This is a genomic window from Streptomyces ardesiacus (assembly GCF_003112575.1).
In the GTDB taxonomy this organism is placed as follows: domain Bacteria; phylum Actinomycetota; class Actinomycetes; order Streptomycetales; family Streptomycetaceae; genus Streptomyces; species Streptomyces ardesiacus.
On record NZ_BEWC01000001.1, the window covers coordinates 1,236,128 to 1,260,244 of the forward strand.

The following is a 24,117-nucleotide window of genomic DNA, read 5'->3' on the forward strand; positions in this document are numbered from 1 at the left end:
CGTGATGCTCACGAGGGAACGCTATCCCGCCCCGCGGCGCACGTCAGGAGCCGCCGAGGCAGAAGGCGCTGCCCGAACGGGCAGGGCCGGCGGGGCCCGGCGCCCGGTCCTCAGGGGGGCGTGGGGCGGACGGCGAGGACCGCGATGTCGTCCGTGCTGTCCGCCCCCAGACCGATCAGCAGCTCGTCGCAGAACGTGTCGAGGGGCTCGTGGGCCAGACCGGCGGCGTGCAGGCGCAGCCGTTCCAGTGCGTCGTCGATGTGCTCGTGGCGGCGCTCGACGAGGCCGTCGGTGTACAGCACGAGCGTCGAGTGGGCGGGCAGCATGTGCCGCGCCGTCTCCCGGGTCACGTCGGGGTCCATGCCGAGCAGCAGCCCGGCGCCGCCGCCGAGGTACCGGGCCCGGCCGTCCCGCGTGGTGAGCAGGGGCGGCGGATGGCCGGCGGAGGAGTGCTTCAGCTCCCAGGGGCCCCGCGCGGACCCTTTGAGCACCCCGTAGACACAGGTGGCGGTCGCCTCCCGGTGGAGACTGTGGTTCGCCAGGTCCAGCCGGCGCAGCACCTCCGCGGGCGGCTCCTCGCGGTCCACGGCGATGCCGCGGAACATGCTGCGCAACTGGCTCATCGCGATGGCCGCGTCGAGGTCGTGCCCCGTGACGTCGCCGATGACCAGCCCGGTGTCCCCGTGGGGCAGCAAGAAGCTGTCGTACCAGTCCCCGCCGACCTGCGCGGTGGCCGAGGAGGCGGCGTAGCGGGCGGCCAGTTGCAGCCCCTCGACCTGCGGCAAGACCGGCAGCAGGGAGCGCTGGAGCCGTTCGGCGATGGAACGGGTGTCCTGGTAGAGACGGGCGTTGTCCACGCCCAGCGCGAGGCTGTGGACCAGGTCGTCGACGAGCGCCAGGTCCTCTTCCGTGAACGCCCGCCCGCCCGGCGCGCGGGCCAGGGTGAGGGCGCCGAAGATCCTGCGGCGGGCGCGCAGCGGCGCGATGACGGCGCTGCCCGCCCCCAGCCGCCGGAACAGTTCGACGTACGCCCTGTCCAGCGGGCTCTCGTCCGGGCCGGACCGCGGGGCTTCGGCGAGCAGCAGCGGCCCGGCGCCGCGCAGCACCCGGGCCAGCGGCCCCCGCGACTCCTCGGTGAAAACCGGGAGCGTGCCCTCGTACGTCCCGGGGCGCAGGGCCCGTGGATCCCGGTGGACGACGCAGACCCGGTCCAGCCGGGCGTCGGCGGTGAACAGGTCCACCACGCACCAGTCGGCCAGCCGCCGCGTCAGCAGCCGTCCGGCGCGCTGCAGCCCCTCGTCCAGGTCCAGGGTGTCGTTGAGCCGCGCCGCGAGGTCGGCCAGCAGGGCGAGCCGGTCCATCGTGGACATGGCACCCCGGGCATCGGTGGTACCGGTTCCGGCCTCCGGCGCGGCCGGGGGCGGGCGGCCGCCGGGCTCCCCGAGCGCCGGTTCGCGGACACTGCCGGGGGTCCTGGACACGTCGAGGGCCGCCGTCGCCCTCGGGATGAGCTGCGCGACGAAGACGGTGCGGCCGTCGGCCGTCTCCTGCGTCTGGATGAAGAGCCGGACGGGGACCAGCCCGCCGTCGCGGTGGAGCGCCGGCAGCGGCACGGAACGCCCGATGATGCGGGTGCGGCCGGTGAGCAGCAACGAGGTGAACGCCGCCGTGTGCCGCTCGCGCAGGTGCTCGGGGATGAGGGTGACGAGCCGGTGTCCGACCAGGTCGCCCGGCTCCCAGCCCAGCAGGTCGGCCGCCGCCCGGTTGGCCGCGACGATCCGGTTGCCCTCGTCGGCGGCGATGGTCGGCATCCTGCTGGCCCGCACCTGGCCGACGTCCCACGGCACGAGCTCGGCCGAGCTGATCTCCGGCTCGCGCGGGACCACGGTCCAGGCGGTGGGCGGGTCCCCGGCGAGCTGTCCGGTGATCTCGTCGAAGAGCCAGTCCTGGAAGGCACGGCCGCGGGGCAGGGCCGGCAGGGCGAGCAGCCGCTCCTCCCGGGCCCGCTCCTCGGCCAGGTCGAGCACGCGGCGCAGGGCGCTCACCGCGGGTCCCGCGTCGGCCGGCAGCGGCAGGGGGAGGCTGCGCAGGCCGGGCTCGGCGCCCGGCTCCTCCAGCGCGGCCGTCACCCCGGCGCTGATCATGTTGTTGACGTCGTTGGCCGCCGCGAGGTCCTCCGGCGGCACCCCGAGGGGGTCTCCCGCGGACGCGGCGAAGGTCAGCTCGCGCAGCACCGCGTGCCGGTGCTGCCGGCACGTCGTCTCCAGGGCGGTCGGCACGTCGACGAGCGTCACCGTCCGGTCGGCGGGCCACGGCGGTACGGCGGTCTCCCACCCGGACGACGGCGGCGGCGGACCGGCGTGCCACAGCTCGAACCACACCGTCTTGCCCGCGTCGCCGCCGTCCGCCCCGTACCGGGAGGCCAACCGCTCCACCATCGCCAGCCCCTGTCCGGTACCGGCGTACGGGGAGCAGCGCCGCGGCACCAGCGGGCGGCCCGGGCGCCGGTCGCGGACCCGTACCCGCAGCCGGCCGTCCAGGCGTACCAGGCCCACCTCGACCTCGGTGCGCGCGTGCAGCACCGCGTTGGTGACCAGCTCGCTCACCAGCAGTTCGGCCGTGCCCACCAGGTCCGCGGCGGCACCGGCCAGTGCGGTGCGCACGAACCGGCGGGCCGCCGCCGCACTCGTCGGCCTGTCGGGAAAACGCCGTGACACCGCCTCCGGCGGATCGGAGCAAGCCATGACCACAGTGTGTGCCCCGCACGGCTCGCCGCGCAGCGCGCGCCCTCCCGGCGCGTCCCGCTCCCGCCGACGCTCCTGTCCGCCGGTCGGGTGACGGCGCCCGCCCGACGGCCGGGCGCGTTCCCCGAGTCGCGGCCGGGGGAGGGAGGTTCGGGCCGGCCGGGGCGGCGCCGGGTCCGGCAGGCGGCCGGTTACTCCGATAGTTTGCTGGTGCGGCCCCGCGTTTTCCCCCGTACGCGGGGCCGCACCAGCAGGGCCGCCGCCGGCCGCCTCAGAGGGCGAGTGTGCCGCGCAGCCCGGGCTGCAGCCGGTCCCCGTGGGCGCGGACCATGTCGTCGCACAGCTTCCAGATCTCCTCGACCCTCAGGGTCGCCGCCGTCGCCGGGTCGGCCATCGCCGCGTGGCGGATGTGCCGGGGATCGTCCTGGAGGGCCGCCCGCACCACCAGGTCGGTGGTGCTCAGGTAGGCCCGGTTGAGGGCCGCCAGCTGCGGGGGCAGCGCGCCGATGCGGGTGGGCTGGATGCCGGCGGAGTCCACCAGGCACGGCACCTCCACGGCCCCCCGGGCGGGCAGGTTCTCGATCAGACCGTGGTTCGGCACGTTGCCGTAGACCGTGCGGGGCGTGCCGGTCACGATGCTGTGGATGATCTGCGGGGCGTACTCCATGGTGCCCTCGACGGTGAGCGGCGCTCCGCAGGCCAGCGCGTCGCGGGTCCGCTCGTACTCGGCCACGTTCTCGTCCACGATGCCCAGGTAGGCGCCGACGGGCAGCCGCAGCCGGTCGATCTCGCTGTCGTGGTGCAGGTACCAGGGGACGTACTCGGACGAGTGCTCGCTGGTCTCCGTCGGGTAGTGGCCCAGGCGCCGGTACATGTCCATGCGGACCCGGCGGCGCAGCTGCGGGTCCCCGGCGATCAGGGCGTCCAGGCGCGGGTGGAGGTCCTCGCCCCCGTGCTCCAGGCGCAGCACCCAGGCCTGGTGGTTGACGCCCGCGGCCCGGTAGGTGACCTCCTCGTAGGGGACCTCCAGCAGCTCGCACAGGCCCTGGACCGTCCAGTAGACCGAGTGGCACAGTCCCACCACCCGCGTCAGGCCGGTCGCCTCGGCGAGGTACTGGACGTTCATCGCCATCGGGTTGGTGTAGTTCAGCAGCCAGGCGTCCGGGCAGACCTCGGCGATGTCCTGCCCGAGCGCCTTGAGCAGCGGGAAGGTGCGCAGCGCGCGGAAGATGCCGCCGACGCCGAGGGTGTCGCCGATGGTCTGGCGCAGCCCGTACCGGGCCGGGACCTCGAAGTCGGTCCGGGTCGCCTCGCCCATGCCGACCTGCACGATGTTGATGACGAAGTCGGCGCCGGCCAGCGCCTCCCGGCGGTCGGCGTGCGCGGTGACGCGCGGCCGGGCGCCGCGCTCGGCGGCGATGTACTCGGCGGCGGCCCGGGCGGTGGCCAGCCGCTCCGCGTCGATGTCGTGCAGCGAGATGTGCGCCGACTTCAGCTCGTCGAAGGCGAAGAGGTCGGCGAGCAGACCCTGCGTGAAGACGACGCTGCCGGCTCCGACGAAGGCGATCTTGGGAGCGGTCGGGTGGGCGGTGCTCATGCGGGGCTCTCTCCGTTGCGGGTGAGCTGGGCGAACGCTTCGTCCCAGGTGGGCTGTGCGGTGGTGCCGCCGTGGGCGCGGGTGGACAGCGCGCCGCAGACGGCGGCGAGTTCGAGGGCCTCGGGCAGGGCGAGCCCGGTGAGCAGCCCGGCGACGAAACCGGCGTCGAAACTGTCACCGGCGCCCACCGTGTCCACCGGCCGGGCCGGGATGCCGGGCGTGCTGAACAGGGTCTTTCCGTCGTGGCACAGGGCGCCCTCGGCCCCGTTCTTGACGGCGACCGTCGGCCCCCGGCCGGCGAGCGCGGCGGCGGCCTCCCCGAGGTCCGCGGCGCCGGGCCCGGCCAGCCGCCGGGCCTCGGCCGCGTTGGGCAGCAGGTAGTCGGTGTGCGGCAGGACGGCGTCCAGCCCGGCCGGGTCCCAGCGGCCCGCCGGGTCGTCGTTGGTGTCCAGCGACGTCGTCGCACCGTGGGAGCGCGCCGTGCGCAGCAGCCCGGGCAGCCCGGCGGCGAGAGCGGGCAGCAGGAAGTACGACGCGGCGTGCACGTGCCGGGCGGCGGAGAGCAGCGCGGCCGGTACGTCCGCGGCCGTCGTGGCCGGCAGGGTGCCCGGGGCCGTGACGATGGCACGGTCCTCGCCCCGGGTGAGGACGACGGTGAGAGGCGTGGGCAGTCCGGGATCGACGAGCAGGGCACCGGTGTCGACCCCGTGCGCGTCGAGGGCGTCGCGGACGTAGCGGCCCGCGTCGTCGTCGCCCACGCGGCCGGCGAACGCCACCCGCAGACCGAGGCGGGCCGCGCCGCACGCCATGATCGCGGCCGAGCCGCCGAGGGTGAGGGCGCCGTCGGGGACGAGCTGTTCGCGTTGCCCGAAGGCGAGGGGGGCGTCGAGGGGACCCACGACGACGTCGGGATTGGCGTCTCCGACGACGAGCAGGTCGAGGCTGTGCGGCATGGGTCTTCCCTGGAAGTGACGGCGGGCGGAGGGCGGGCGGTCAGCCCTTGAGCCCGCTGGAGGTGATCGACTGGATGAAGGTCTTCTGCGCGCCGAGGAAGGCCAGCAGGACCGGCAGCACGGTGATGACGTTGCCCGCCATCACGGCCGCCCACCGGGTGTGGTGCTGCCCCTGGAAGGTGGTCAGGCCCAGTTGCAGCGTGTACTGCGTGTCGTGGTTGATGGCGATCAGCGGCCAGGTCAGGTCGTTCCACGTGGTCAGGAAGGTGAGCACGGCCACCGTGGCCAGCGCCGGACGCGACAGCGGCAGCACGATCCGCCACAGCACCCGCAGACGGGAACAGCCGTCGATCCAGGCGGCCTCCTCCAGCTCCCTGGGCAGCGAGAGGAAGAACTGCCGCAGCAGGAACACCGCGAACGGCGTGACCAGCGACGGCACGATCAGCGCGCCCAGGGTGTCGATGAGGCCGAGCTTCTTCATCACCAGGAACGTCGGGATCATCGTCAGCTGGAACGGCACCGCCATGGTGGCCAGCATCAGCCCCATCAGCACCCGGGAGCCGGCGAACCGCATCCGGGCGAACGCGTACCCGGCCAGCGAGCCGAAGACGAGGTTGGCGGCGACCGTGACGGCGGAGACGATCAGCGAGTTGACGAACCAGCGGGGGAACATCGCGTTGCCCAGCACGTACCGGTAGCCGCCGAGGTCGATGCCGGACGGCCACAGGGCCGGGGGGAACCGGTTGATCTCCGCGTTGCTCATGACCGAGCTGAGCACCAGCCACACCAGCGGCACGGCGAAGACCAGGGCGAGCGGCGCGAGCAGCAGGTGCCAAGGGCTGAACGGGAGCCGCCGACGGCGCCGTTCGGCCTCGGCGGGCTGTGCCGCCACGGCGTTCGCGGTGGCCGGGCGGGCGGAGGTCGCCGTCATGACCGGGCTCCTTCGAGACGGTGGCGTCCGCGACGCCGGACCAGACGGACGGCCCCCGCGACCAGACCGAGAGCGACGGCCAGGACGTAGGCGGCCGAGGCCCCGTACCCGGCGGTGGCGTTCTTGAAGGCCTGTTCCCAGATGAAGTAGACGATCACCGTGGTCGAGCCGAGCGGACCGCCCTTGGTGGTGACGTACACGAGGTCGAAGACCTGGAGGGACTGGATGGCCTGCCACAGCAGCAGGAAGACGGTGACCGGGGTGAGGGTGGGCAGCGTGACGTGGCGCAGCAGGTGCCGGCGCCCGGCGCCGTCGAGACGGGCCGCCTCGATCAGGGACTGCGGCACGTCCTGGAGGGCGGCGAGGTAGACGACGACGCAGAAGCCGGTGCCGCTCCACAGCGTGATCGCCACCAGCACGAGCAGCGCCTGGGAGGGATCGGACAGGAACCCCTGGGAGGAGACGCCGAGTCGGTGCAGCACCGAGTTGGCCGCGCCGAACTCCGGGTCCAGGATGAAGGAGAACAGCACGCCCTGCGCGGTCGCCGACAGCACGAACGGCACGAAGATCAGGGTGCGGTAGAGGCCGACGAGGCGGATGCGCCGGTTGAGCACGAGGGCGAGGGCCAGGCCGAACAGCAGGCTCAGCGGCACGTACAGGACCGTGTAGAGCAGCGTGTTGCGGACCGCCTGGCTGAAGTGGGGGTCCTGGGCGAGGGCGCGGTAGTTGTCCACGCCCACCCAGCGGCTGGGCGTGACCAGGTCGCTGGCCTGGAAGGACAGCAGCAGCGACCAGATCACCGGGACGATGCTCAGGCCGAGGACGATCAGGACGGCCGGCGAGACGAACACCCAGGCGGCGGAGGTCTCGCGGCGGCGCTTGCGGCGCAGGGGCCGAGGGTCGGGCGGCGGCCCCTCGACGGTGAGGGGGCGGGGGAGGCGCGGCATGGCGGTGTGGCTCCTCAACGCGGTATGAGCAGGGCGGCGTTGGCGTCGTCGGCGCAGGCACGCAGCGCCTTCTCGGGGGTGCTGCGCCCCAGGAGCACGGCGACGATCGCCTGCCCGAGCGCCTGCGAGACCTCCGGGTACGCCGGGTGGACGGGGCGTACGCGCGCCGTCTCCAGGGCTTGGGTGAACACGGCCAGGCCCTCGGTGCGGGCGACCTTGTCCTGCCAGGCGGGCAGGGCCTCGGTGCGGCGGCTCAGCGGCAGGCTGCCGGCCTCGATGTCCCAGCGCACGTCCTGCTCGGGCCGGGCCAGCCAGGTCAGGAAGGTACGGGCGGCCTCGGAGCGGGCCTCGCCGTTGTCGAACACAGTCCAGGTGTCGGGCCCCGAGATGGTGACGGGGCGTCCGCTGAAGGAGGGCAGGGGCGCGACGTGGTAGTCGATCCCGGCGGTCTCGATGTCGGGCAACTGCCACGGCCCGGTGACCGCCATGCCCATGCGGCCGGACTGGAACACCTGGTACATCTGCTCGCTGCCGGGCTTGGGATCGACGTAGACGCTCTTGTCCCGGGCCAGGTCGGCCACCACCTGGAGCGCCCGGGCGCCGGTGCCGGCGAAGCCGATGCTCTTGCCGTCGTCGTCGACGACGTCGCCGCCCAGGTCCCAGATGAGCGGCCACAGGCGCCACACGGTGTCCTCGTCGCCGGTGCCCGGCCAGCCGGTGCCGAACCGGCCCCGGCCCGACTGGGTGAGCGTGCGCGCGCAGGAGACGAAGTCCGCCCAGGTCCAGCCGGCCTCGGGAAGGGGCAGACCGGCCTCGCGGAACAGCTTCTTGTTGCACACCACGGCGAGTGAGTCGAGCACCGCGGGTGCTGCCCTGACCCTGCCGTTGAGGGTGACGGCGTCCCTGGAGGCGGCCCAGTAGTTCTTCCACGGCACGGGACCGGTGGCGACCATGTCCGTGAGGTCGACGACCTGCGGGCTGCGGGCCACGCGGGCCAGGTCGGAGCCGAAGACGTACGCGATGTCCGGGTACGAGCCGGCGGCGAGGGCGGCCGTCACCTTCTGGAGCATCACGTCGGCGAGCACACCGCCGCCCAGCTTCACCCTGATCTTCGGGTGCGACCGTTCGAAGTCGGCGACGAGCCCTTCCAGGACCTTCTTCGCCGTGTCGGCCTGGCCGTGCCACATCTCGACGGTGACCGTGCCGTCGGCCGCGACGCCGTCGTCCGCACCGGTCCCGCAGCCGCTCACCGCGGTGCCGGCCACCGCCGCGAGGGCGGCGCCCCCGCCGGCCCGCAGCACGCCCCTGCGCGAGGGACGCGCGGCACGTCGGACCGCATCCATCTGTACCTCCAAGGACTGGACTGGCCGTCGCGCGGTGTCAGCAGGTCTCACGGACGTAGCCGTTGCTGCCCTTCGGCGACACGTCCAGGTCGCGCCGGACGATGCTCAGCTCGTCGCCGAAGCCCGCGCACGCCTTCGACAGTCCCTTGGCGGTGTACTCGACGACGATCACGCGGTCGCCGAACTCGGCCGTGTAGTCGCCGCACTCGTCCCACTCGCCGCACTCCTCGGCGACGGCGAAGTCCAGCCCGTTCGCCTCGCGGTTCGGGGCCAGTTCGACGGTGTTCTTCTGCCCGATCGCCAGCCCGTCGGAGTGCGCGCGCTCCGCCAGCAGCCTGATGAGACCCTGGGCGTCGGCGGCGTCCAGCAGGTCGCCCGCGCGGGTGTAGCTGTCGTAGTTGTCCGGCTCGACGGCCTGGAAGCCCTTGTCCGCGCAGCCGTCGATCCAGGTGCCGACCTTCTCGGCGACGCGCTCGCGCTTGTCGGCGGTGCGGATGTCGAGGAAGGCCTCGCCCCAGTCGGTGTCGTAGACGACGTCGCCGTTGGCGTCGCGCAGCAGCAGGTCGTCGTCCCAGTCGTCCTCGGCGCCGGGCTGGGCCTGGAAGGCGTTGACGTAACAGATGTTGTACAGGCCCGGGGCGGGGGAGGCCGTGTGGTCGCGGCTGACCACCTCCACCCCCGCCGGCGGGGTGTAGGCGCCGCCGATCTGGTAGTCGAAGCCCGCGTGCGCGGGCGGCGGGGAGTAGGCGGCCGCCTCGGCCCGGGCGCCGCCGGGGACGAGTGCGGCTGCGGTGACGAGGACGGCGGTGGCCCCGATGCCGGCCAGTACCGGCTTCCTGCGGGTGTGCGCCTGCGTACGGCTCATGGTTCGAGCTCCGGAGGGTGGTGGGCACGTCCCCGCCTCGGACGCGCGTGGCCGTCCTGGCGACTCAGTCCGGGCTCCTGGCGCGGGGCCAGCTACCGGCTGGGCGTACCTCTGTCGCCGATCACACGGCATCGGCGTTGATCGGGAGTAAATCGACCGGATCCAGGCCCTGTCAAGGGTGCGAAGGGAGAGAAGTGATGCGCGAAGCTGATTGGAACGTGCTTGTTCCATGCAGGAACAAGCATGAGGCGTCGACCTTCGACCGTCCGGGAACGATGAAGGCGTGCCAGGTGGCAGCCGTGATCACACGGCTGTCGCGGGGCTGGTAGCGTCGCGTGGTCGCGGCGGGCGGCGCGAGAGAGGTGTCGGTGCGTGGGAGAGCGGCAGGGCCGTGAGTGGGCGGCGATGACGCCGGGCGACTTCGACCGGGACGCCCCCCTGGTCCTCAACGTGAGCACCGGCCCCGCCACCGTCCCGGCCGAGCCGGACGAGTACGGCACCGCACCCCTGTTCGGCGAGAGCATGCCCGTTCCCCCGGCCCCGCGCCGCAAGGGCCGCGGACGGCCCCCGGCCGCCCAGGAGCGGCTTTTCTGACTGCCCCGCAGGTGTGCCGTTCCCGCCTCCGGGTGCGCGGACGTGCTCGGAACGGGCGCGCATCGAGCACATATTGACATGTCACGGCAGAGCCCGCAGAGTCATGCCCCGACAGTGTTCGACCGTTCGACAGCTCGACGTTGCCCGACAACGCCCGACCGCGCCCCGACCGTGATGCGTATGCCACGAGGAGTGTTGCCGTCATGTCCGAAACGCCCGCTGTCTCCCGCCGACTGCTCCTGGGCTCCGCCGCCGCCACCGGCGCCCTCGCGACCGGGATCGGGGCCGCCGCCCCCTCCGCCTCGGCGGCCGAGCAGGCGCCCCGCCGCAAGCCCGGCCAGAAGTCGATGACCGGGGTGCCCTTCGCCGCCCACCGCACCGTACGCGTCGGCGTCATCGGCCTCGGCAACCGAGGCTCCGGCATGATCACCGGCTGGGCGGCCGTGCCCGGCTGCACCGTGACCGCCGTCTGCGACATCCGCGCCGACCGGGCCAAGCGCGCCGCCGACCGGCTGGAGAGCAAGGGCAGCCCGCGCCCCGCCGAGTACGGCGGCTCCGCCGACTCCTACGCCCGGATGCTCCGCCGCGACGACATCGACCTCGTGTACGTCGCCACGCCCTGGGAGTTCCACTACGAGCACGGCCGGGCCGCGCTGCTCAGCGGCCGGCACGCCCTCGTGGAACTCCCCGTCGCCACGGAACTGCGCCAGCTGTGGGACCTCGTCGACACCTCGGAACGCACCCGCAGGCACCTGATGCTGTCCGAGAACTGCAGCTACGGCCGCAACGAACTGGCCATGCTGAGGGCGGCGCACGACGGCCTGTTCGGAGACCTCACCAACGGCCACGGCGGCTACCTGCACGACCTGCGCGAACTCCTCTTCTCCGACACCTACTACACCGACTCCTGGCGGCGCCTGTGGCACACCCGCAGCACCGCCTCCTTCTACGCCATGCACGGGCTGGCCCCGATCGCGGCGGCGATGGACGTCAACCGAGGCGACCGCATGACCACCCTGCGCGCCACCGCGACGGCCCCCAAGGGCCTGGCCGACTACCGGGCCCGGTTCGTCCCGCGCGACCACCCGTCCTGGAAGGAGACCTACGTCAACGGTGACCTGGTCACCTGCCTGATCGAAACGGCGCGGGGCAGGACCATCCGCGCGGAGCACGACGTGAGTTCGCCCCGGCCCTACAGCAGGATCAACACCCTCGCCGGCAGCCGCGGCATCGTCGAGGACTACGCCGGATCCGGCCCGACCGGCGCCCGCGTCTACGTCGAACCGGACCACGACGGCCACACCTGGCGCGACTTCGAGACCTACCGCAAGGAGTACGACCACTGGCTGTGGCGGAAGGTCGGCGACGACGCCGCGAACAACGGCGGCCACGGCGGCATGGACTACGTCCTGCAGTGGCGCACCGTCCAGTCGATGCGCGCGGGCCTGGTTCCGGACATCGACGTCTACGACTCGGCCGCCTGGTGCTCGTCCGTGCCCCTGAGCGTCATGTCGCTGGCCCGGGGCGGCCGGCCCGTGGAGATACCGGACTTCACCCGCGGCGCCTGGCGGCAGCGCAGGGCGGGGCTCGACTCGGAGCCCGCCGACATGCCGCCCGTCGGCTGAGCACGGCACACCGGTCGTGGCCTCCCGCGGGGCGTCCTACCGGGCCAGGACGTCCCGCGGGCCCATGACGACGACCGGCTCCTTGCCCGGGTCCAGTGCGGTCAGCAACGCCCGCATGTGCTCCTCGCTCAGGGACACGCAGGCGTTGGTCGGCCCGTCGTGGTCCACGTGGATCCACACGCCGCCGCCCTTCTCCTCGCCCAGGGGGCGGGCCTTGTCCAGCGGGGAGGTGCCGGGCACCCGGTTGTAGTCGATGGCGACCACGTAGTCGAAGGACCCTTCCAGAGGCTCGCCCAGGTACCCGGTGCCCGACACGGAGAACTCCGGGTCCTCGTCGTAGGGGAGCAGGGTGCCCGGGTCGGGCAGCCGGCCCCCCGCGTCGCTGAGCCCGAAGACACCGATGGGCGTGTGCAGGTCGCCCGCCTCGTGGTCCTCGGTCCAGCCGCGCAGGCCGTTGTGGGCGGGCCACGGACCGGCGACCGCGCGCCAGCCCTCGGCCGGGTACTGCTCGTAGAGCACCACCCGGGCCCGCGACGAGTCCTCGGTCTCGCCGGTGACCACCAGGGCCTGCCGGGTGCCGTCCGGGAGCCGCTCCCGCATGAGCGGCCCGACCCCGGGCAGCGGCCGGGGGAAGGAACGCGGGGGAGCGGGGCGCGGGGCCGCGGAACTCGCGGGTGCGTGCGCGTCCTGGGAGGTGGCGCCCGTGCGCTCCCGGGCGCAGCCGGTGGCCAGCACGCCGGCGCACATGACAGCGCCGGTCACCAGAGCCAGCGCTTTCCTGACGGTCATATCGATCTCCGACTCCGTGAGTGGTCTCTTCATAGCTAGACCACGGGGGGAACCGGGTTGTGCGGCCGCCTCGCCCTCTCCCCCGGATGGCGCAGCGGGGACCCGTACGGCGGTCGCCCGAGGGCTCCGCCGGGCAACATGGTTGCCGCTCACACCCCTTACTCACTGGTGGGGCTCGGACATGCCGTGTAGCGTCAGCAGCAGATGTCGTGGTTCGCCCAGACCGCCCGCGCCGGAGTGCGGGCGGTTTGCTGTGCAATGCCGGAGGACCAGGACGACCACCTCCGGGTTCGCGCGGTGCGGATCCGATCACGGCTGAAAGGCAAAAGGCATGGCCAGCGGAACCGTCAAGTGGTTCAACTCTGAAAAGGGCTTCGGCTTCATCGCGCAGGACGGCGGCGGCCCCGACGTCTTCGCGCACTACTCCAACATCAACGCCACGGGCTACCGCGAGCTGCAGGAAGGCCAGGCCGTCACCTTCGACATCACCCAGGGCCAGAAGGGCCCGCAGGCGGAGAACATCACCCCCGCCTGACCGGAAGGTCGCCGAGCAGGGCGGGGTCCCGGGAGCCGCAGGTTTCCCGGGGCCCCGCCCTGTGGCATGCGGCCCCGCGGCACGCGCGCGGGGCGGGTCGTCACGGCTTGCGGGCGAGTCCGCCGTGCTCGCCGATGGGCTCCGGGTCCCCGGCGCCCGCCTCCGGACGCCACAGGGTCACCGGGACCACGCCGGGCTCCAGCAGCTCCAGACCGTCGAAGAACGCGGTGATCCGGTCGACGGTGCGCAGGACGTACGGTGCCGCGCCGCTCTCGTTGTAGGCGTCCTGGGCCCGTTCGAAATCCGGGTCGACGCCCCGCGAGCCGTCGTTGACCGACAGGAAGCTGCCGGACGGCAGCGCGTCGACCAGCCGCGAGACGACGGAGCGCGCCCGGTCGTAGTCGGGGACGTGGCCCAGGACGTTGCTCAGGACCAGGGCGACGGGCCGGTCGAAGTCCAGCGTGCGGGCGGCGGCCGCCAGGACGGTGTCGGGGTCGAGCACGTCGGCGTCGACGTAGGCGGTCGCGCCCTCGGGAGTGGAGTACAGCAGCGCGCGGGCGTGGGCGAGGACCATCGGGTCGTTGTCGACGTAGACGATCCGCGCCTCGGGCGCCAGGCGCTGGGCGACCTCGTGGGTGTTGTCGGCGGTCGGCAGTCCGGTGCCGATGTCGAGGAACTGCCGGATGCCCTCCTCGGCGACCAGATGGGTGATGGTGCGGCGCAGGAAGGCGCGGCTGCCGCGGGCGATGGTGACGATGCCGGGGAAGACGGCGGTGTACGCGTCACCGGCCCGCTCGTCGACCGGGTAGTTGTCCTTCCCGCCCAGCCAGTAGTTCCAGATCCGGGCCGAGTGCGGCACGGACGTGTCGATCTTCTGCTGCACGGCGCTGCCGGGGGTCGTCGAGGGGTCGCTCATGGGTGGGGTCCGTCTTTCGGCCGAGGCGTGGGTGCTTGATGCCAACCTACGACGCAAGGGCCCGTCACCGTAGGGCGGTTGAAGGGCAGGACCGGGCGGCCGTCCTCAGCCGGAGACGCTCCCCGCAGCGCCCGGACCGCGGGCGACCGCGGTGCCGAGGGAGTCGACGCACTCGCCCAGGAGATGCCGCAGCGTCTGCTCGCCGGACCCGTGGATCCAGTGCTCGAAGGCCACCTTGAGCACGGCGACGGCCGCCTCGGCGGTCAGCCGCGCGGTCAGGTCGTCCGTCCCGCGGTCGCGCAGCGCCTCGGCCAGCGCACCGGAGAGGGTCGCGAGCTTGGTCAGCTCCCGCTCCTGCAGCTCCGCGTTGGCGTCGATGACGCTCTGCCGCAGGCGCACCAGATCACCGCGCTCCTCGAAGACACCCGCGGCGGCGTAGAGGGCGGCCACCGCCGCGTCCATCGGCGTCGCCGCCGCGGGTGCCGCGGCGACGGCGCCCGCGCACAGCTCCGCCAGCCTGCCGGAGCCCGCGAAGAGGACCTCCCGCTTGTCGGCGAAGTGCCGGAAGAACGTCCGCTCCGTCAGTCCCGCGCGCCGGGTGATCTCGGCCACCGGGGTCTGCTCGTAGCCGCGCTCCGCGTACAGCTCCAGCGCCGCCTGCTCCAGGCGGCCGCGCGCGTTCGGCTCCCATCGACCCATGGCGCGGAGTCTACGCGAGGACAGCCACTGTCATGCTCGCCGTTCCGTCGCGGGGCCCGGGGCCGACAGGGCCAGCTCGTCACCGTGGCGGACGCCGTCGAGGAGCAGGTGGGAGACCTCGGACGTGCTCGTGCGCGATGCGCTCCGGCACGCGGACTCTACGGAGGGCATGGAACCTCCCGTGAAGGATGGGGCGCGAGGAATCGTGATACAGGGAGCCGTCTACGTATCTCCGTATCACCGGGCAGCCCGTATTCCGGCCGAGTGGTGCCGCAGGCGGTGGACGGGGGACCGGCGCTCGGTCAGAGCAGTCCGCCGCTGCCGTACGGTCCGTACAGGTCGAGGAGCCGGATCCGGGCGGCCTGCAGGCGGTGGGCGACCACCTTGCCGACCCAGACGGCGACCGCGCGCCCGAACTCGGCGTCGCGGGCGCACATCTCCCGCGTGGCGCCCGCGTCGAACTCCCAGGCCCGCACCGGGGTGCTGGCCTCGCCGCCCAGTTGCCACAGGTGCGGCGGGAAGTGCCAGGACCAGCCGACGAGTTCCCCGTGGCCGAGCGTCTCGATGACGGGGGGCCTGCGGCCCGGGACGCGCAGGTCGAGACTGACCGTGCCGGTCCGGACGATCCAGAACCGGTCGGCGCGCCGTCCTTCCTCGAAGAGGCGGGTGCCCTGCGCGAGGGAGACCTCCCGCGCGATCCGCATGAGTCGTTCGCGGTGGTCGCCGTGGAGGGCCGCGGACAGGGTGGTGGCAGAGGTCATCGCTCCGGCTCCTTTCGCGCGGGTCACCGCGGACGGACGGCGAGGGAACCGCTCGGCGGGGCGGACGGCCCGGCGGTCCTGGACCGCGGACCGGCCACCGCTCGCCGTTCCCTTCGGGTGCACGCCGGGGGCTGTCCCTTCCAGGGTCCCGCCGACCGGCGCGGGACACCAGGGGCCGCTCGGCCCCGGCCCCGGGCCGGTCGGCTCCGGTGGGCTCACGCCCGGCGCGGCGCCCCCTCGCCGAGGACCGCGACGGCCAGCGGGCGCTCGCCCACCGGCAGCCGGGTCACCCCGCCGGAGCCGAGGTCGACGACGCTCAGGCCGTCCCAGGAGCCGGCGCGGGTGAAGCCGCCCGTGACGTAGGCGGTGCGGCCGTCGGCCGACAGGGCGACGGTCTCGTGCGGGCCGTCCAGGGGGATGATCCGTTCGTCGCCGTCGGGCGTGCGGACGGTCAGGGACGGGCCGTCGTCCCGGGACGGGTCGATCGGACCGGTGCCCACGACGTAGAGCGTGCCGTCGGCGCCCGCCGTGACGCCGTGCTGGTGGGTGTTGGCGGTCATGTCCTCGATCCGGACGCGTCCGGTGCCGGGGTCGACCACCGCCAGGCGCTCGCCCTCGAACGGCAGCAGCAGGGCGCCGTCGGAGGGGCGTACGGCGGTGTAGTGCGGCTTGAGCCAGGAGCCGAGGCCGCCCTCGGTGCCGTACGGGGCGACCTCGATGCGGCGCGTCGTCCAGTCCCCGGTGCCGACGACGGTCACGTCGAACGAGTCGTGGTTGGTGGCGTAGACCTGCCGGCCGTCGTGCGAGACGTCGACGTCGAAGGGGCGGCGGCCGACCGGGACGACCCGCGTCACCTCCCGCCGCCGGGTGTCGACGACCTCCAGGGTGCCGTTGCCGCCGGGGACGTTGACGCCGACGTAGACCCGGCCGCCGTCGGGGGAGAGGGCGATGCCCATGCCGCCGCCCCGGTACTCGCCGGTCGTCACGGGGCCCGTGTCCGTCCGGTAGGGGATGAGGGCGGTGCGCTCGCGGGTGCGGGTGTCCACGGCGGCCACACCCTCCGCGGTCGCCACCCACGCCGTGCCGTCCGCGCCGAGGGCGATCCCGTACGGCGCCGTCCCGACCCGTACCGAGCCGAGGCCGGCCGCACCGTCCCGCGCGGCGGGGTCGACGAAGGTGACGGTGTCGGCGCCGAAGTCGGTGACCAGCAGGGTGCCGTCCGGCGTGCGTGCCGGGGTGCCGCCGGAGCCGGGCGGGCGCGAGGACGCGGTGGAGGGCGCGGCGGACGCAGGGGGCGCGGCATCGTCGCCGTCGTCCGACGCGCATCCGGCCAGGGCCGCGGTGACGGCGGCCAGCGCGGCCAGGCGGCTCCCGAGGGAACGCCGGTTCACCGCCGCCCGCCCTCCGGGCGGGGACCGACGCCGTCGTGCGGCTCGGCCCCCCGCAGCAGGTCCGCGATGGCGCAAAACCCCCTGCGCTCCGCGTGGGCCCGGGCCGTGACGCCGTCGCCGTCGGGCAGCGACGGGTCGGCGCCCGCGTCGAGCAGGGCCGCCACGACGTCCAGGTGCGTGCGGTCGCCGTCCCCGAGGACCACCGCCTCCAGGAGCGCCGTCCAGCCGAGCCGGTTGACGTGGTCGACGTCCATGTCGGTCTCCGCGAGCACGGCCCGTACGTAGGCCGTGTGGCCGCGCTCGCTCGCCGGGATCACCGCGACGCCGCCGAAGCGGTTGGTCAGCGTGACGTCCGGCCCGCCGGGCAGCAGCGTCCGCATCATCGCGACGCTGCCCGTGACCCCGGTGACCAGCCACGCGCTGTCGTCACGCGCGTCCTGGGCGTTGACGTCGGCACCGGCCGCGACCAGCACCCCGGCGACCGCGACCCGGTCGGCCAGGGCCGCCAGCAGCAGCGGTGTGCGGCCCTGTTCGTCGCGTCGTTCCCGGTCGGCACCGGCCCGCAGCGCGGCCCGGGCGGCGTCGGCGTCACCGCGGCGAACGGCGTCCGACAGGGCGAGGTCGGCGGGGGTGGGTGGCTTGGCGGTCATGAGGGGACAGCTCCGCGGGGGTCGGGGACGTGTACCTCCAGCTTGGAGCACCGTCGCACCGGTGCGGGTCGACGCTCCGGCTCCCCCATCCCTGCCGGACGGACGACGCCGAGGTCGTCCGATCGGACGACCCACTGAGCCTCCGACGGGCCCGCCCGGCCTCCTGGCCCGCCCTCCCGGCCTCCCGGCTTCCCGGTCGCCCGTTGTTCTGCTGTCCCATGTGGACACCGGCCCCTGACCCCTGGCCTCCGCCCTCCGCCCCTGGCCTCCGGCCGACCGCCCGACCCCTCGGCCCCAACCCCTCGTCCCCGGCCGGTCACCCCCGCCCGTCCGCCCGCCCCACACCGGCCCCGTCGGCTCCACCCGCCCCCCGCTCACCCCCGCCCCCGTCGGGCGGCCCCGGTCACCCGACCGGGAACGGGAGTCGCGTCGCCAAGTCGCCCAGGGTGGTCGTCTCCGCCGGGGTCGGGGTTCGGCGGCCCGTGCCGGTCAGCAGGGCGTCCTGGTCGGTGAACGACGGGGGGAACCTCGCCGCGACGACGCCCTCCAGCAGTTCCCGCGAGTGCCTCAGCCCCTCCGCCGGCGGGGGCGCCGCCTCCGGGACGTGGGCGATCAGGTCGAGGTGGTGCAGGGTCCACTCCAGGACGTACGCCGAGAGGTAGTCGCCCGCCGTGAGCGTCTGACCCTGGGTGGCGACCCGGCCCGCGGGATCCGCGAGCGCGGCGGCACGGCCCGCGGCGGAGCCGACGTCGTCGAGGTGGAACCGGAGCAGCTCCGGCTGCTCGTAGGCGGCTGCCAGCCGGACGGTCAGCGCGTCGAGCGGGTCGTCCCCCGTGGGTGGCTCGACGACCCGCCAGTAGGTGACCGCGTCCCGGGTCGCTTCCCCGGCGGTCGGGGTGGCGAGGGTGATCAGGACGTCCTGGGCGTCGACGACCAGGTGGCACACGAGGTCCCGGACGAGCCAGCCGGTGCAGCCGGACGGCCGGGCGAAGTCCTCGTCGGAGAGGCCGGCGACCGCGGCGAGCAGAGCGGACCAGGAACGGGAGAAGGCATCCATGCCCGACAGCCAAACACCGCCGCCCGCCCGGCCGCGACCGGTTTCGGGATCAGCTCTCGGGGACCTTGACCCAGTCCAGCGTGCGCTCCACCGCCATCTTCCAGCCGGCGTACCCCTGCGCCCGCTGCTCCTCGGACCACTGCGGCTCCCAGCGCCTGGACTCGCTCCAGTGGGTGCGCAGTTCGTCGGTGTCCCGCCAGAAGCCCGTGGCGAGCCCCGCCGCGTAGGCGGCGCCCAGCGCGGTGGTCTCCGCGACGACGGGGCGGCTGACCGGGACGCCCAGGACGTCGGCCTGGATCTGCATGCACAGGTCGTTGGCGGTCACCCCGCCGTCGACGCGGAGCACGTCCAGGTGGACCGAGGAGTCCTGCTCCATGGCCTCGACCACGTCACGGCTCTGGTAGCAGATCGACTCCAGCGTCGCCCGGGCCAGGTGCGCGTTGTCGTTGTACCGGGCGAGGCCGACGATCGCGCCCCGGGCGTCGGAGCGCCAGTACGGCGCGAACAGGCCGGAGAAGGCGGGGACGAAGTACATGCCGCCGCTGTCCTCGACCGTGCGGGCGAGTTCCTCGCTCTCGGCCGCCGTCTTGATGATCTTCATCTGGTCGCGCAGCCACTGCACGGCGGACCCGGTCACCGCGATGGAGCCCTCCAGCGCGTAGACCGGCGGGTTGTCGCCGAACTGGTAGGCCACGGTGGTCAGGAGGCCGTGCTGGGAGCGGACCAGTTCGGTGCCGGTGTTGAGGACCAGGAAGTTGCCGGTGCCGTAGGTGTTCTTGGCCTCGCCGGGGGAGAAGCAGACCTGGCCGACGGTGGCCGCGTGCTGGTCGCCCAGGACCCCGGTGATGGGGACGGCGGCGCGCAGCGGGCGGGAGGTCCGGGTCGTGCCGTACGCCTCCGGGTGCGAGGAGGGGTTGATGGTGGGCAGCATGCTGCGCGGGATGCCGAAGAAGCCGAGCAGCTCGTCGTCCCAGTCGAGCGTCTCCAGGTCCATGAGCATGGTGCGGCTGGCGTTGGTCACGTCGGTGGCGTGGATGCCGCCCTCGGGACCGCCGGTCAGGTTCCACAGGACCCAGGCGTCCGTGTTGCCGAAGACCGCGTTGCCCTGCTCGGCCGCCTCACGGACACCGTCGACGTTCTCCAGGATCCACTGGATCTTCCCGCCGGAGAAGTACGTCGCGGGCGGCAGCCCGGCCTTGCGGCGGATGACGTCGCCCCGGCCGGTGCGCTCCAGGTTCGCCGCGATGGCGTCGGTGCGGGTGTCCTGCCAGACGATGGCGTTGTAGTAGGGGCGGCCCGTGCGCGGGTCCCAGACCACGGTGGTCTCGCGCTGGTTGGTGATGCCGATGGCCGCCAGGTCCGTCCCCGACAGGCCGCCGTTGCGCAGGGCGTTCTGCATCACCGAGTTGGTGCGCTCCCAGATCTCCACCGGGTCGTGCTCCACCCATCCGGAGCGCGGAAGGATCTGCTCGTGCTCCAGTTGGTGCTTCGCGACCTCGTTGCCCCCGTGGTCGAAGATCATGAACCGGGTGCTGGTGGTCCCCTGATCCACCGCGCCGATGAAGTCCGCCATGTCCGCTCCGCCTCTCCGGCCGGTGTGGGTCCTGGTTCGGGCACCCCTCGGCCAGACTAAGACGGCTTCCGGCAAACCGCACATAATGGGCATGCTTGCCGCCGTGGCCGCCGGTGGCGGCGTGGGCCGCCACCGGCGCGAGGTCAGGGGGCGATCGGCAGGCGGCGCTTGTGGTCGGTCTGCCGGTAGCGCGTGACGATCGTCCGGAAGGTCTCCTCCTTCACGGGCTTGCCCTCCAGGAAGTCGTCGATCTCGTCGTAGGTGACTCCGAGGGCGTCCTCGTCGGCCTTGCCGGGGTCGAGGGTCTCCAGATCGGCCGTCGGCACCTTCCGCACCAGCTCGGCGGGGGCACCCAGCACGTCCGCGACGGCGCGCACCCGGCGCTTGGTGAGGCCCGTCAGCGGCACGACGTCGGCGGCGCCGTCGCCGAACTTGGTGAAGAAGCCGGAGACCGCCTCGGCCGCGTGGTCGGTGCCGACGACCAGGCCGCCGTGCGCACCGGCCACGGCGTACTGGGCGATCATGCGCTGCCGGGCCTTGATGTTGCCGAGCACGAAGTCCTGGTGGCCGGCGTCGCGGAAGGCCACGTCGGCCGCGAGCAGGGCGGCCAGCGACGCGTCGCTGGCGGGCTTGACGTCCACGGTCAGCACCTCGTCGGGCCGGATGAAGGACAGCGCCCGCTGGGCGTCGTGCTCGTCCGCCTGGACCCCGTGCGGCAGCCGCATCGCGTAGAAACGGGCCTCGTGGCCCGCGGCGCGGGCCCGCTCCACGGCGAGCTGGCACAGGCGGCCCGCGGTGGTCGAGTCGACACCGCCGCTGATGCCGAGCACGAGGGCACGCAGCCCGGTGGAGGTCAGGCGCTCGGCGAGGAAGGCCACTCGGCGCTCGATCTCCCGTTCGGCGTCGAAGGTCTCCGCGACCTCCAGCTCCCGGGCGATCTCCTTCTGCAGGGCGATGGACGCCGGCTCGCTCAATTCCGCTCCTTGTTCGACGGGCAGGGGGTTTCCCTTTTCAGCCTACCCAGAGGCACCCGCGGCACCGGCCTGCCCGCCCGATCCGTGGACGGGCGGTGCGGGGCGGCGTTCAGGACCGTCCCGCACCGCCCCGGGTCACCCGAGCGGTTCTATCCGGATGTCGCGGAACCGGACCTTGTTGCCGTGGTCCTGGAGCCGGATCGCACCGGCGGCAGGCGTCTCCGCCCGGCCCGCCGCGGTGGGCCCGTCGAGGGCGACGTCGTCGTGGACCGTCCTTCCGTTCCACACCACCGTCACCCGCGCGTCGGCGGTCTTGGCACCCTTCTCGTCGAAGCGGGCGGCACGGAAGACGACGTCGTACGTCTGCCAGGTCTCCGGGGCCGTCGCCGCGTTGAGGTCGGGCGCCTTCTTCAGATAGATCGCCCCGGCCTCGTCCGTGCCGGGGGTGGTGTCGCCGTAGGAGTCGAGGATCTGCAGCTCGTAGCGGTCCTGGAGGTAGATGCCGCTGTTGCCGCGGTCCTGCCCCGTCACGTCGTCCGGCAGCAGGGGCACGCGGAACTCCACGTGGAGCCTGAAGTCCTGGTAGGCGTCCTTGGTGCGGATGTCGCCGCAGCACACCTCCATCGACCTCTCCGCGGCGAGCGGCCACGCCACCGGCCGTCCGTCCGTGTGCTGCCACTGCTCCTGCGAGGCGGCGGTGCCGTCGAACAGGGTGACCTCGGCGCCGTGCGGGTGCACGGTGATCAGGTCGAGGTTGACGTGTCCGGTGTCGCCGGGGTCGTACCGGTAGGCGACCGTGTTGTGCCCCGCGCGCAGCTTCACCCTCTCGGTCCGGGTGGACCAGGTGTCCCAGTCCCCGGTGGAGGGGAGCAGGGTTTGGCGCACCTTCTCCCCATTGGCGTACAGGGAGAGCGACTTGGTGCCCTGGAAGGGGTTCGGGCCGTTGGAGTAGCGCAGGCCGACGTCGTAGGTGCCCGGCTTCGGGACGGCCACGTCGAAGGTCGTGGTGGCCTTGCCCTCGGTGGCGTAACGGTCGACGAAACCGCTGCCGGAGTAGCCGGTGTGGTCGGTGTTGATGCCCGCCGTCCCGGTCAGTCGCGCCTCCTCGGCCTCGTACGAAGTGGCCGGCGGCGGCTGCTTGCCGGGCATCTCGTTGAGCGTGTACCAGGCCTCCGTGCTCCACAGCGTCTCGCCGGAGGCGGAGGTGAACGGGCGGGGGGAGCGCACGTGCACCACGCGGTCGGGCTTCAGGCCGTCCAGTCGCAGCCGGACGGTGCGGCCGTCCTGCGAGAGCGTCGCGGACCGCACGGCCAGCCTCTCCTCGGCGATCTTCGGGCCGCCGTAGGCGGAGGTGGGTGTGTAGCGCCACTGCTCGGCCTCGTAGGCGGCCGCGAGAGCGGCGGCCGTCTCCTCGGACACCGGCTGGGTGTACGTCAGGTCGAAGCCGCCCGGCACGGCCCGCATCTTCTGCACGTCGAAGGTGTTGCCGCCGTTCGGCGTGAGCTTTTGCAGGCCGAACTTCAGCTTGCCCTCCTGGCCCCAGTTCCCGTCGGCCCCCAGACCGCCGGTGTAGATCGCGCCGTCGGGGCCGAGGGAGACCCGGTTGACGCCCGCCTCCAGGCCCTGCGTGTAGCGGAAGACGGCGCCCTGGTACTGGCCCTTCACCTTTTCGAGGTAGGCGCGCTGCAGGCCGCCGTAGGTGACGTCGCCGATCAGCATCTGGCCGGCGAAGGTGCCCTTGGTCAGGTACAGCGGGGTGGAGGGCGAGTTGCCGATCTCGTTCTGCGGCAGCCACACCACCGGCCGGGTGACCGGGGAGCCCTCGAAGGGGCCGGCGGGTTCGGTGTAGTGGTTGAAGAAGCGGTCCTGCTTGATCTGGACCAGCTTCGAGGCGGGCAGCCAGCCGCCCTGGTTGTCGGTGGCGAACAGGTCGCCGCCCGGCCCCCAGCCGATGCCGTTCGGGGTGCGCAGCCCGCCCGCGACCGGGCTGATCTTCCCCGTCTTCTTGCTGATCCTGTACGTCGTCCCGCGGTTCGGCGCGGGCTGCGGGACGGTGGTCGCGCCGCCGAAGTCGATGGCGACGGAGAGGTTCACGTAGAAGAAGCCGTCGCGGTAGAGCAGACCGAAGGCGAACTCGTGGAAGTTGCCGCCGTAGGGCCAGGTGGCGACCGTGCGGTACTCGTCGGTCACGTCGTCGCCGTCGCTGTCGACCAGTCGGGTCAGCTCGTGCTTCTGGGAGACGTAGAGCGAGCCGTCCACGTACCTGATGCCCATGGGCTCGCGCAGCCCGCTCGCCACCTTCTCGACCGTCACCTTGTCGCGGCTGGTGTCACCGGTGACGTGGTCCAGGAGGTACACCTCTCCGGCAACGTTGTCGGTGCCGCCCCAGGTGCTGATCGCCAGGCGGCCGTCGGGCAGCCAGTCCATGCCGGTGACCTGCGGTTCGAAACCGTCGGGGCGCAGGTCGGTGAGGTCGAGGTCGGGGCGTACGGAGGTCAGCGGCAGACCGTCGCCGGGGGAGTCGCGCCCGGCCTCGCACTCCTTGCGGCCCGGTGCCGTCACCCGGACGACCCCGGCGTCGGTGCTCAGCGCCTCGGTGGGGACGACGGTGAACGCGCTCTCGCCCGGCGGCATCCAGGAGAGCTGCAACTGCTGGCCGCCGCCGCGGTCGAAGTGCTCGATGCGCAGCGCGTGCGCCCCCGCGGTGAGCTCGACCGTGCCGTCCTTGGGCTCCGCACCGTGCAGCCCGTCGTGGTCGATCACCGTGGAGCCGTCGAGGGTCAGCCGGGAGCCGTCGTCGCTGACCAGCCGGAACACATAGGTGCCGGCCCGGGGGGCGATCAGGTGACCGGACGCCTCGGAGACGAAGTTGTCGGCGATGCCGCCGAAGTCGTCGGTGGTGGACCAGTCGACCGTCGGCATCAGCTTGTCGTGGTTGGGGGTCTGGCCCGGTTTGAGGGTGCACAGCTCGTTCAGGGGCGTCTGCACGTCGAACACGCGCAGCGTGACGCCGGGTTCCTGCGGCGGGAGGCCGGCCGGGGCCGCCGAGGACGCCGGGGCGGTCCAGGCACCGCCGACCGCGACGGCCGACGTCAGCAGGAGGATGAGGTGTCTTCGGGCACGCGATAACAGCCGTTGGCGCATTGGTCCTCCGAAAGGTGGGGACCGGACCG

The 24,117-nt window shown here is 73.3% G+C and carries 20 protein-coding genes; 3 read left to right on the forward strand and 17 right to left on the reverse strand.

Annotation, left to right across the window (positions count from 1 at the left end; translation table 11 throughout):
* Nucleotides 1–110: 110 nt before the first annotated feature.
* The 7 genes from Sdi02f_RS05385 to Sdi02f_RS05415 form a co-directional block, all read right to left on the reverse strand.
* Complete coding sequence (locus Sdi02f_RS05385) at nucleotides 111–2,744, reverse strand: SpoIIE family protein phosphatase (protein WP_108932932.1); 2,634 nt, start codon at nucleotides 2,742–2,744, stop codon at nucleotides 111–113.
* A 271-nt stretch (nucleotides 2,745–3,015) separates the two neighbouring features.
* Complete coding sequence (locus Sdi02f_RS05390; RefSeq protein WP_030401322.1) at nucleotides 3,016–4,341, reverse strand: alpha-glucosidase/alpha-galactosidase; 1,326 nt, start codon at nucleotides 4,339–4,341, stop codon at nucleotides 3,016–3,018.
* Nucleotides 4,338–5,294, reverse strand: coding sequence for a carbohydrate kinase family protein (locus tag Sdi02f_RS05395; protein WP_108932770.1), 957 nt, complete (start codon nucleotides 5,292–5,294; stop codon nucleotides 4,338–4,340). Before Sdi02f_RS05395 ends, Sdi02f_RS05390 begins: the two co-directional genes overlap by 4 nt.
* A 40-nt stretch (nucleotides 5,295–5,334) precedes the next feature.
* Nucleotides 5,335–6,225, reverse strand: coding sequence for a carbohydrate ABC transporter permease (locus Sdi02f_RS05400; RefSeq protein ID WP_108932771.1), 891 nt, complete (start codon nucleotides 6,223–6,225; stop codon nucleotides 5,335–5,337).
* Nucleotides 6,222–7,172 carry a carbohydrate ABC transporter permease gene (locus Sdi02f_RS05405; protein WP_030401319.1) on the reverse strand — a complete coding sequence of 317 codons (951 nt, stop codon included), beginning with the start codon at nucleotides 7,170–7,172 and terminating at the stop codon, nucleotides 6,222–6,224. Before Sdi02f_RS05405 ends, Sdi02f_RS05400 begins: the two co-directional genes overlap by 4 nt.
* Nucleotides 7,173–7,186: 14 nt before the next feature.
* Entirely contained in the window at nucleotides 7,187–8,515 is a 1,329-nt protein-coding gene (locus tag Sdi02f_RS05410; protein ID WP_030401318.1) for an ABC transporter substrate-binding protein, read from the reverse strand.
* Nucleotides 8,516–8,552: 37 nt separating this feature from the next.
* Nucleotides 8,553–9,380 (reverse strand): endo alpha-1,4 polygalactosaminidase, encoded by an 828-nt coding sequence (locus tag Sdi02f_RS05415; protein ID WP_030401317.1) that lies wholly within the window; start codon nucleotides 9,378–9,380, stop codon nucleotides 8,553–8,555.
* Nucleotides 9,381–9,752: 372 nt separating this feature from the next.
* On the opposite strand from Sdi02f_RS05415, the gene Sdi02f_RS05420 reads away from it, so the two are divergent.
* Nucleotides 9,753–9,974 (forward strand): hypothetical protein, encoded by a 222-nt coding sequence (locus Sdi02f_RS05420; RefSeq protein WP_053664279.1) that lies wholly within the window; start codon nucleotides 9,753–9,755, stop codon nucleotides 9,972–9,974.
* A 203-nt stretch (nucleotides 9,975–10,177) separates the two neighbouring features.
* The gene (locus tag Sdi02f_RS05425) at nucleotides 10,178–11,599 is read left to right on the forward strand and encodes a Gfo/Idh/MocA family protein (protein ID WP_030401315.1); all 1,422 of its coding nucleotides are present in this window, start codon (nucleotides 10,178–10,180) and stop codon (nucleotides 11,597–11,599) included.
* Between the two features lie 36 nt (nucleotides 11,600–11,635).
* Here Sdi02f_RS05425 and Sdi02f_RS05430 read toward each other — a convergent pair whose 3' ends face one another.
* On the reverse strand, nucleotides 11,636–12,388 hold the full coding sequence (locus Sdi02f_RS05430) for a L,D-transpeptidase family protein (RefSeq protein WP_108932772.1): 753 nt from the start codon (nucleotides 12,386–12,388) through the stop codon (nucleotides 11,636–11,638).
* Between the two features lie 331 nt (nucleotides 12,389–12,719).
* Between Sdi02f_RS05430 and Sdi02f_RS05435 the strand changes: the two genes are divergently transcribed.
* Nucleotides 12,720–12,923: a cold-shock protein gene (locus Sdi02f_RS05435; protein ID WP_019330262.1), complete on the forward strand. Its 204-nt coding sequence runs from the start codon at nucleotides 12,720–12,722 to the stop codon at nucleotides 12,921–12,923.
* A gap of 100 nt (nucleotides 12,924–13,023) precedes the next feature.
* Here the strand turns inward: Sdi02f_RS05435 and Sdi02f_RS05440 are convergent, their stop codons facing one another.
* The 9 genes from Sdi02f_RS05440 to Sdi02f_RS05480 form a co-directional block, all read right to left on the reverse strand.
* Nucleotides 13,024–13,839, reverse strand: a complete 816-nt coding sequence (locus Sdi02f_RS05440) for an SAM-dependent methyltransferase (RefSeq protein WP_108932773.1) — start codon at nucleotides 13,837–13,839, stop codon at nucleotides 13,024–13,026.
* Nucleotides 13,840–13,944: 105 nt separating this feature from the next.
* Entirely contained in the window at nucleotides 13,945–14,538 is a 594-nt protein-coding gene (locus Sdi02f_RS05445) for a TetR/AcrR family transcriptional regulator (RefSeq protein WP_030401312.1), read from the reverse strand.
* A gap of 302 nt (nucleotides 14,539–14,840) precedes the next feature.
* Nucleotides 14,841–15,299, reverse strand: a complete 459-nt coding sequence (locus tag Sdi02f_RS05450; protein ID WP_030401311.1) for a cyclic nucleotide-binding domain-containing protein — start codon at nucleotides 15,297–15,299, stop codon at nucleotides 14,841–14,843.
* A gap of 215 nt (nucleotides 15,300–15,514) precedes the next feature.
* Nucleotides 15,515–16,690 carry a YncE family protein gene (locus Sdi02f_RS05455; RefSeq protein ID WP_108932774.1) on the reverse strand — a complete coding sequence of 392 codons (1,176 nt, stop codon included), beginning with the start codon at nucleotides 16,688–16,690 and terminating at the stop codon, nucleotides 15,515–15,517.
* The gene (locus tag Sdi02f_RS05460) at nucleotides 16,687–17,340 is read right to left on the reverse strand and encodes an ankyrin repeat domain-containing protein (protein ID WP_108932775.1); all 654 of its coding nucleotides are present in this window, start codon (nucleotides 17,338–17,340) and stop codon (nucleotides 16,687–16,689) included. Before Sdi02f_RS05460 ends, Sdi02f_RS05455 begins: the two co-directional genes overlap by 4 nt.
* 403 nt (nucleotides 17,341–17,743) lie before the next feature.
* A complete protein-coding gene (locus tag Sdi02f_RS05465) occupies nucleotides 17,744–18,397 on the reverse strand; it encodes a maleylpyruvate isomerase N-terminal domain-containing protein (protein ID WP_031084004.1) in 654 nt (217 codons plus the stop codon).
* Between the two features lie 49 nt (nucleotides 18,398–18,446).
* Nucleotides 18,447–19,970, reverse strand: coding sequence for a glycerol kinase GlpK (gene glpK / locus Sdi02f_RS05470; RefSeq protein ID WP_030401307.1), 1,524 nt, complete (start codon nucleotides 19,968–19,970; stop codon nucleotides 18,447–18,449).
* Between the two features lie 143 nt (nucleotides 19,971–20,113).
* Nucleotides 20,114–20,944 (reverse strand): NAD(+) synthase, encoded by an 831-nt coding sequence (nadE, locus tag Sdi02f_RS05475; protein ID WP_030401306.1) that lies wholly within the window; start codon nucleotides 20,942–20,944, stop codon nucleotides 20,114–20,116.
* A gap of 135 nt (nucleotides 20,945–21,079) precedes the next feature.
* A complete protein-coding gene (locus Sdi02f_RS05480) occupies nucleotides 21,080–24,088 on the reverse strand; it encodes a 3-keto-alpha-glucoside-1,2-lyase-like domain-containing protein (protein WP_108932776.1) in 3,009 nt (1,002 codons plus the stop codon).
* Nucleotides 24,089–24,117 lie beyond the last annotated feature (29 nt).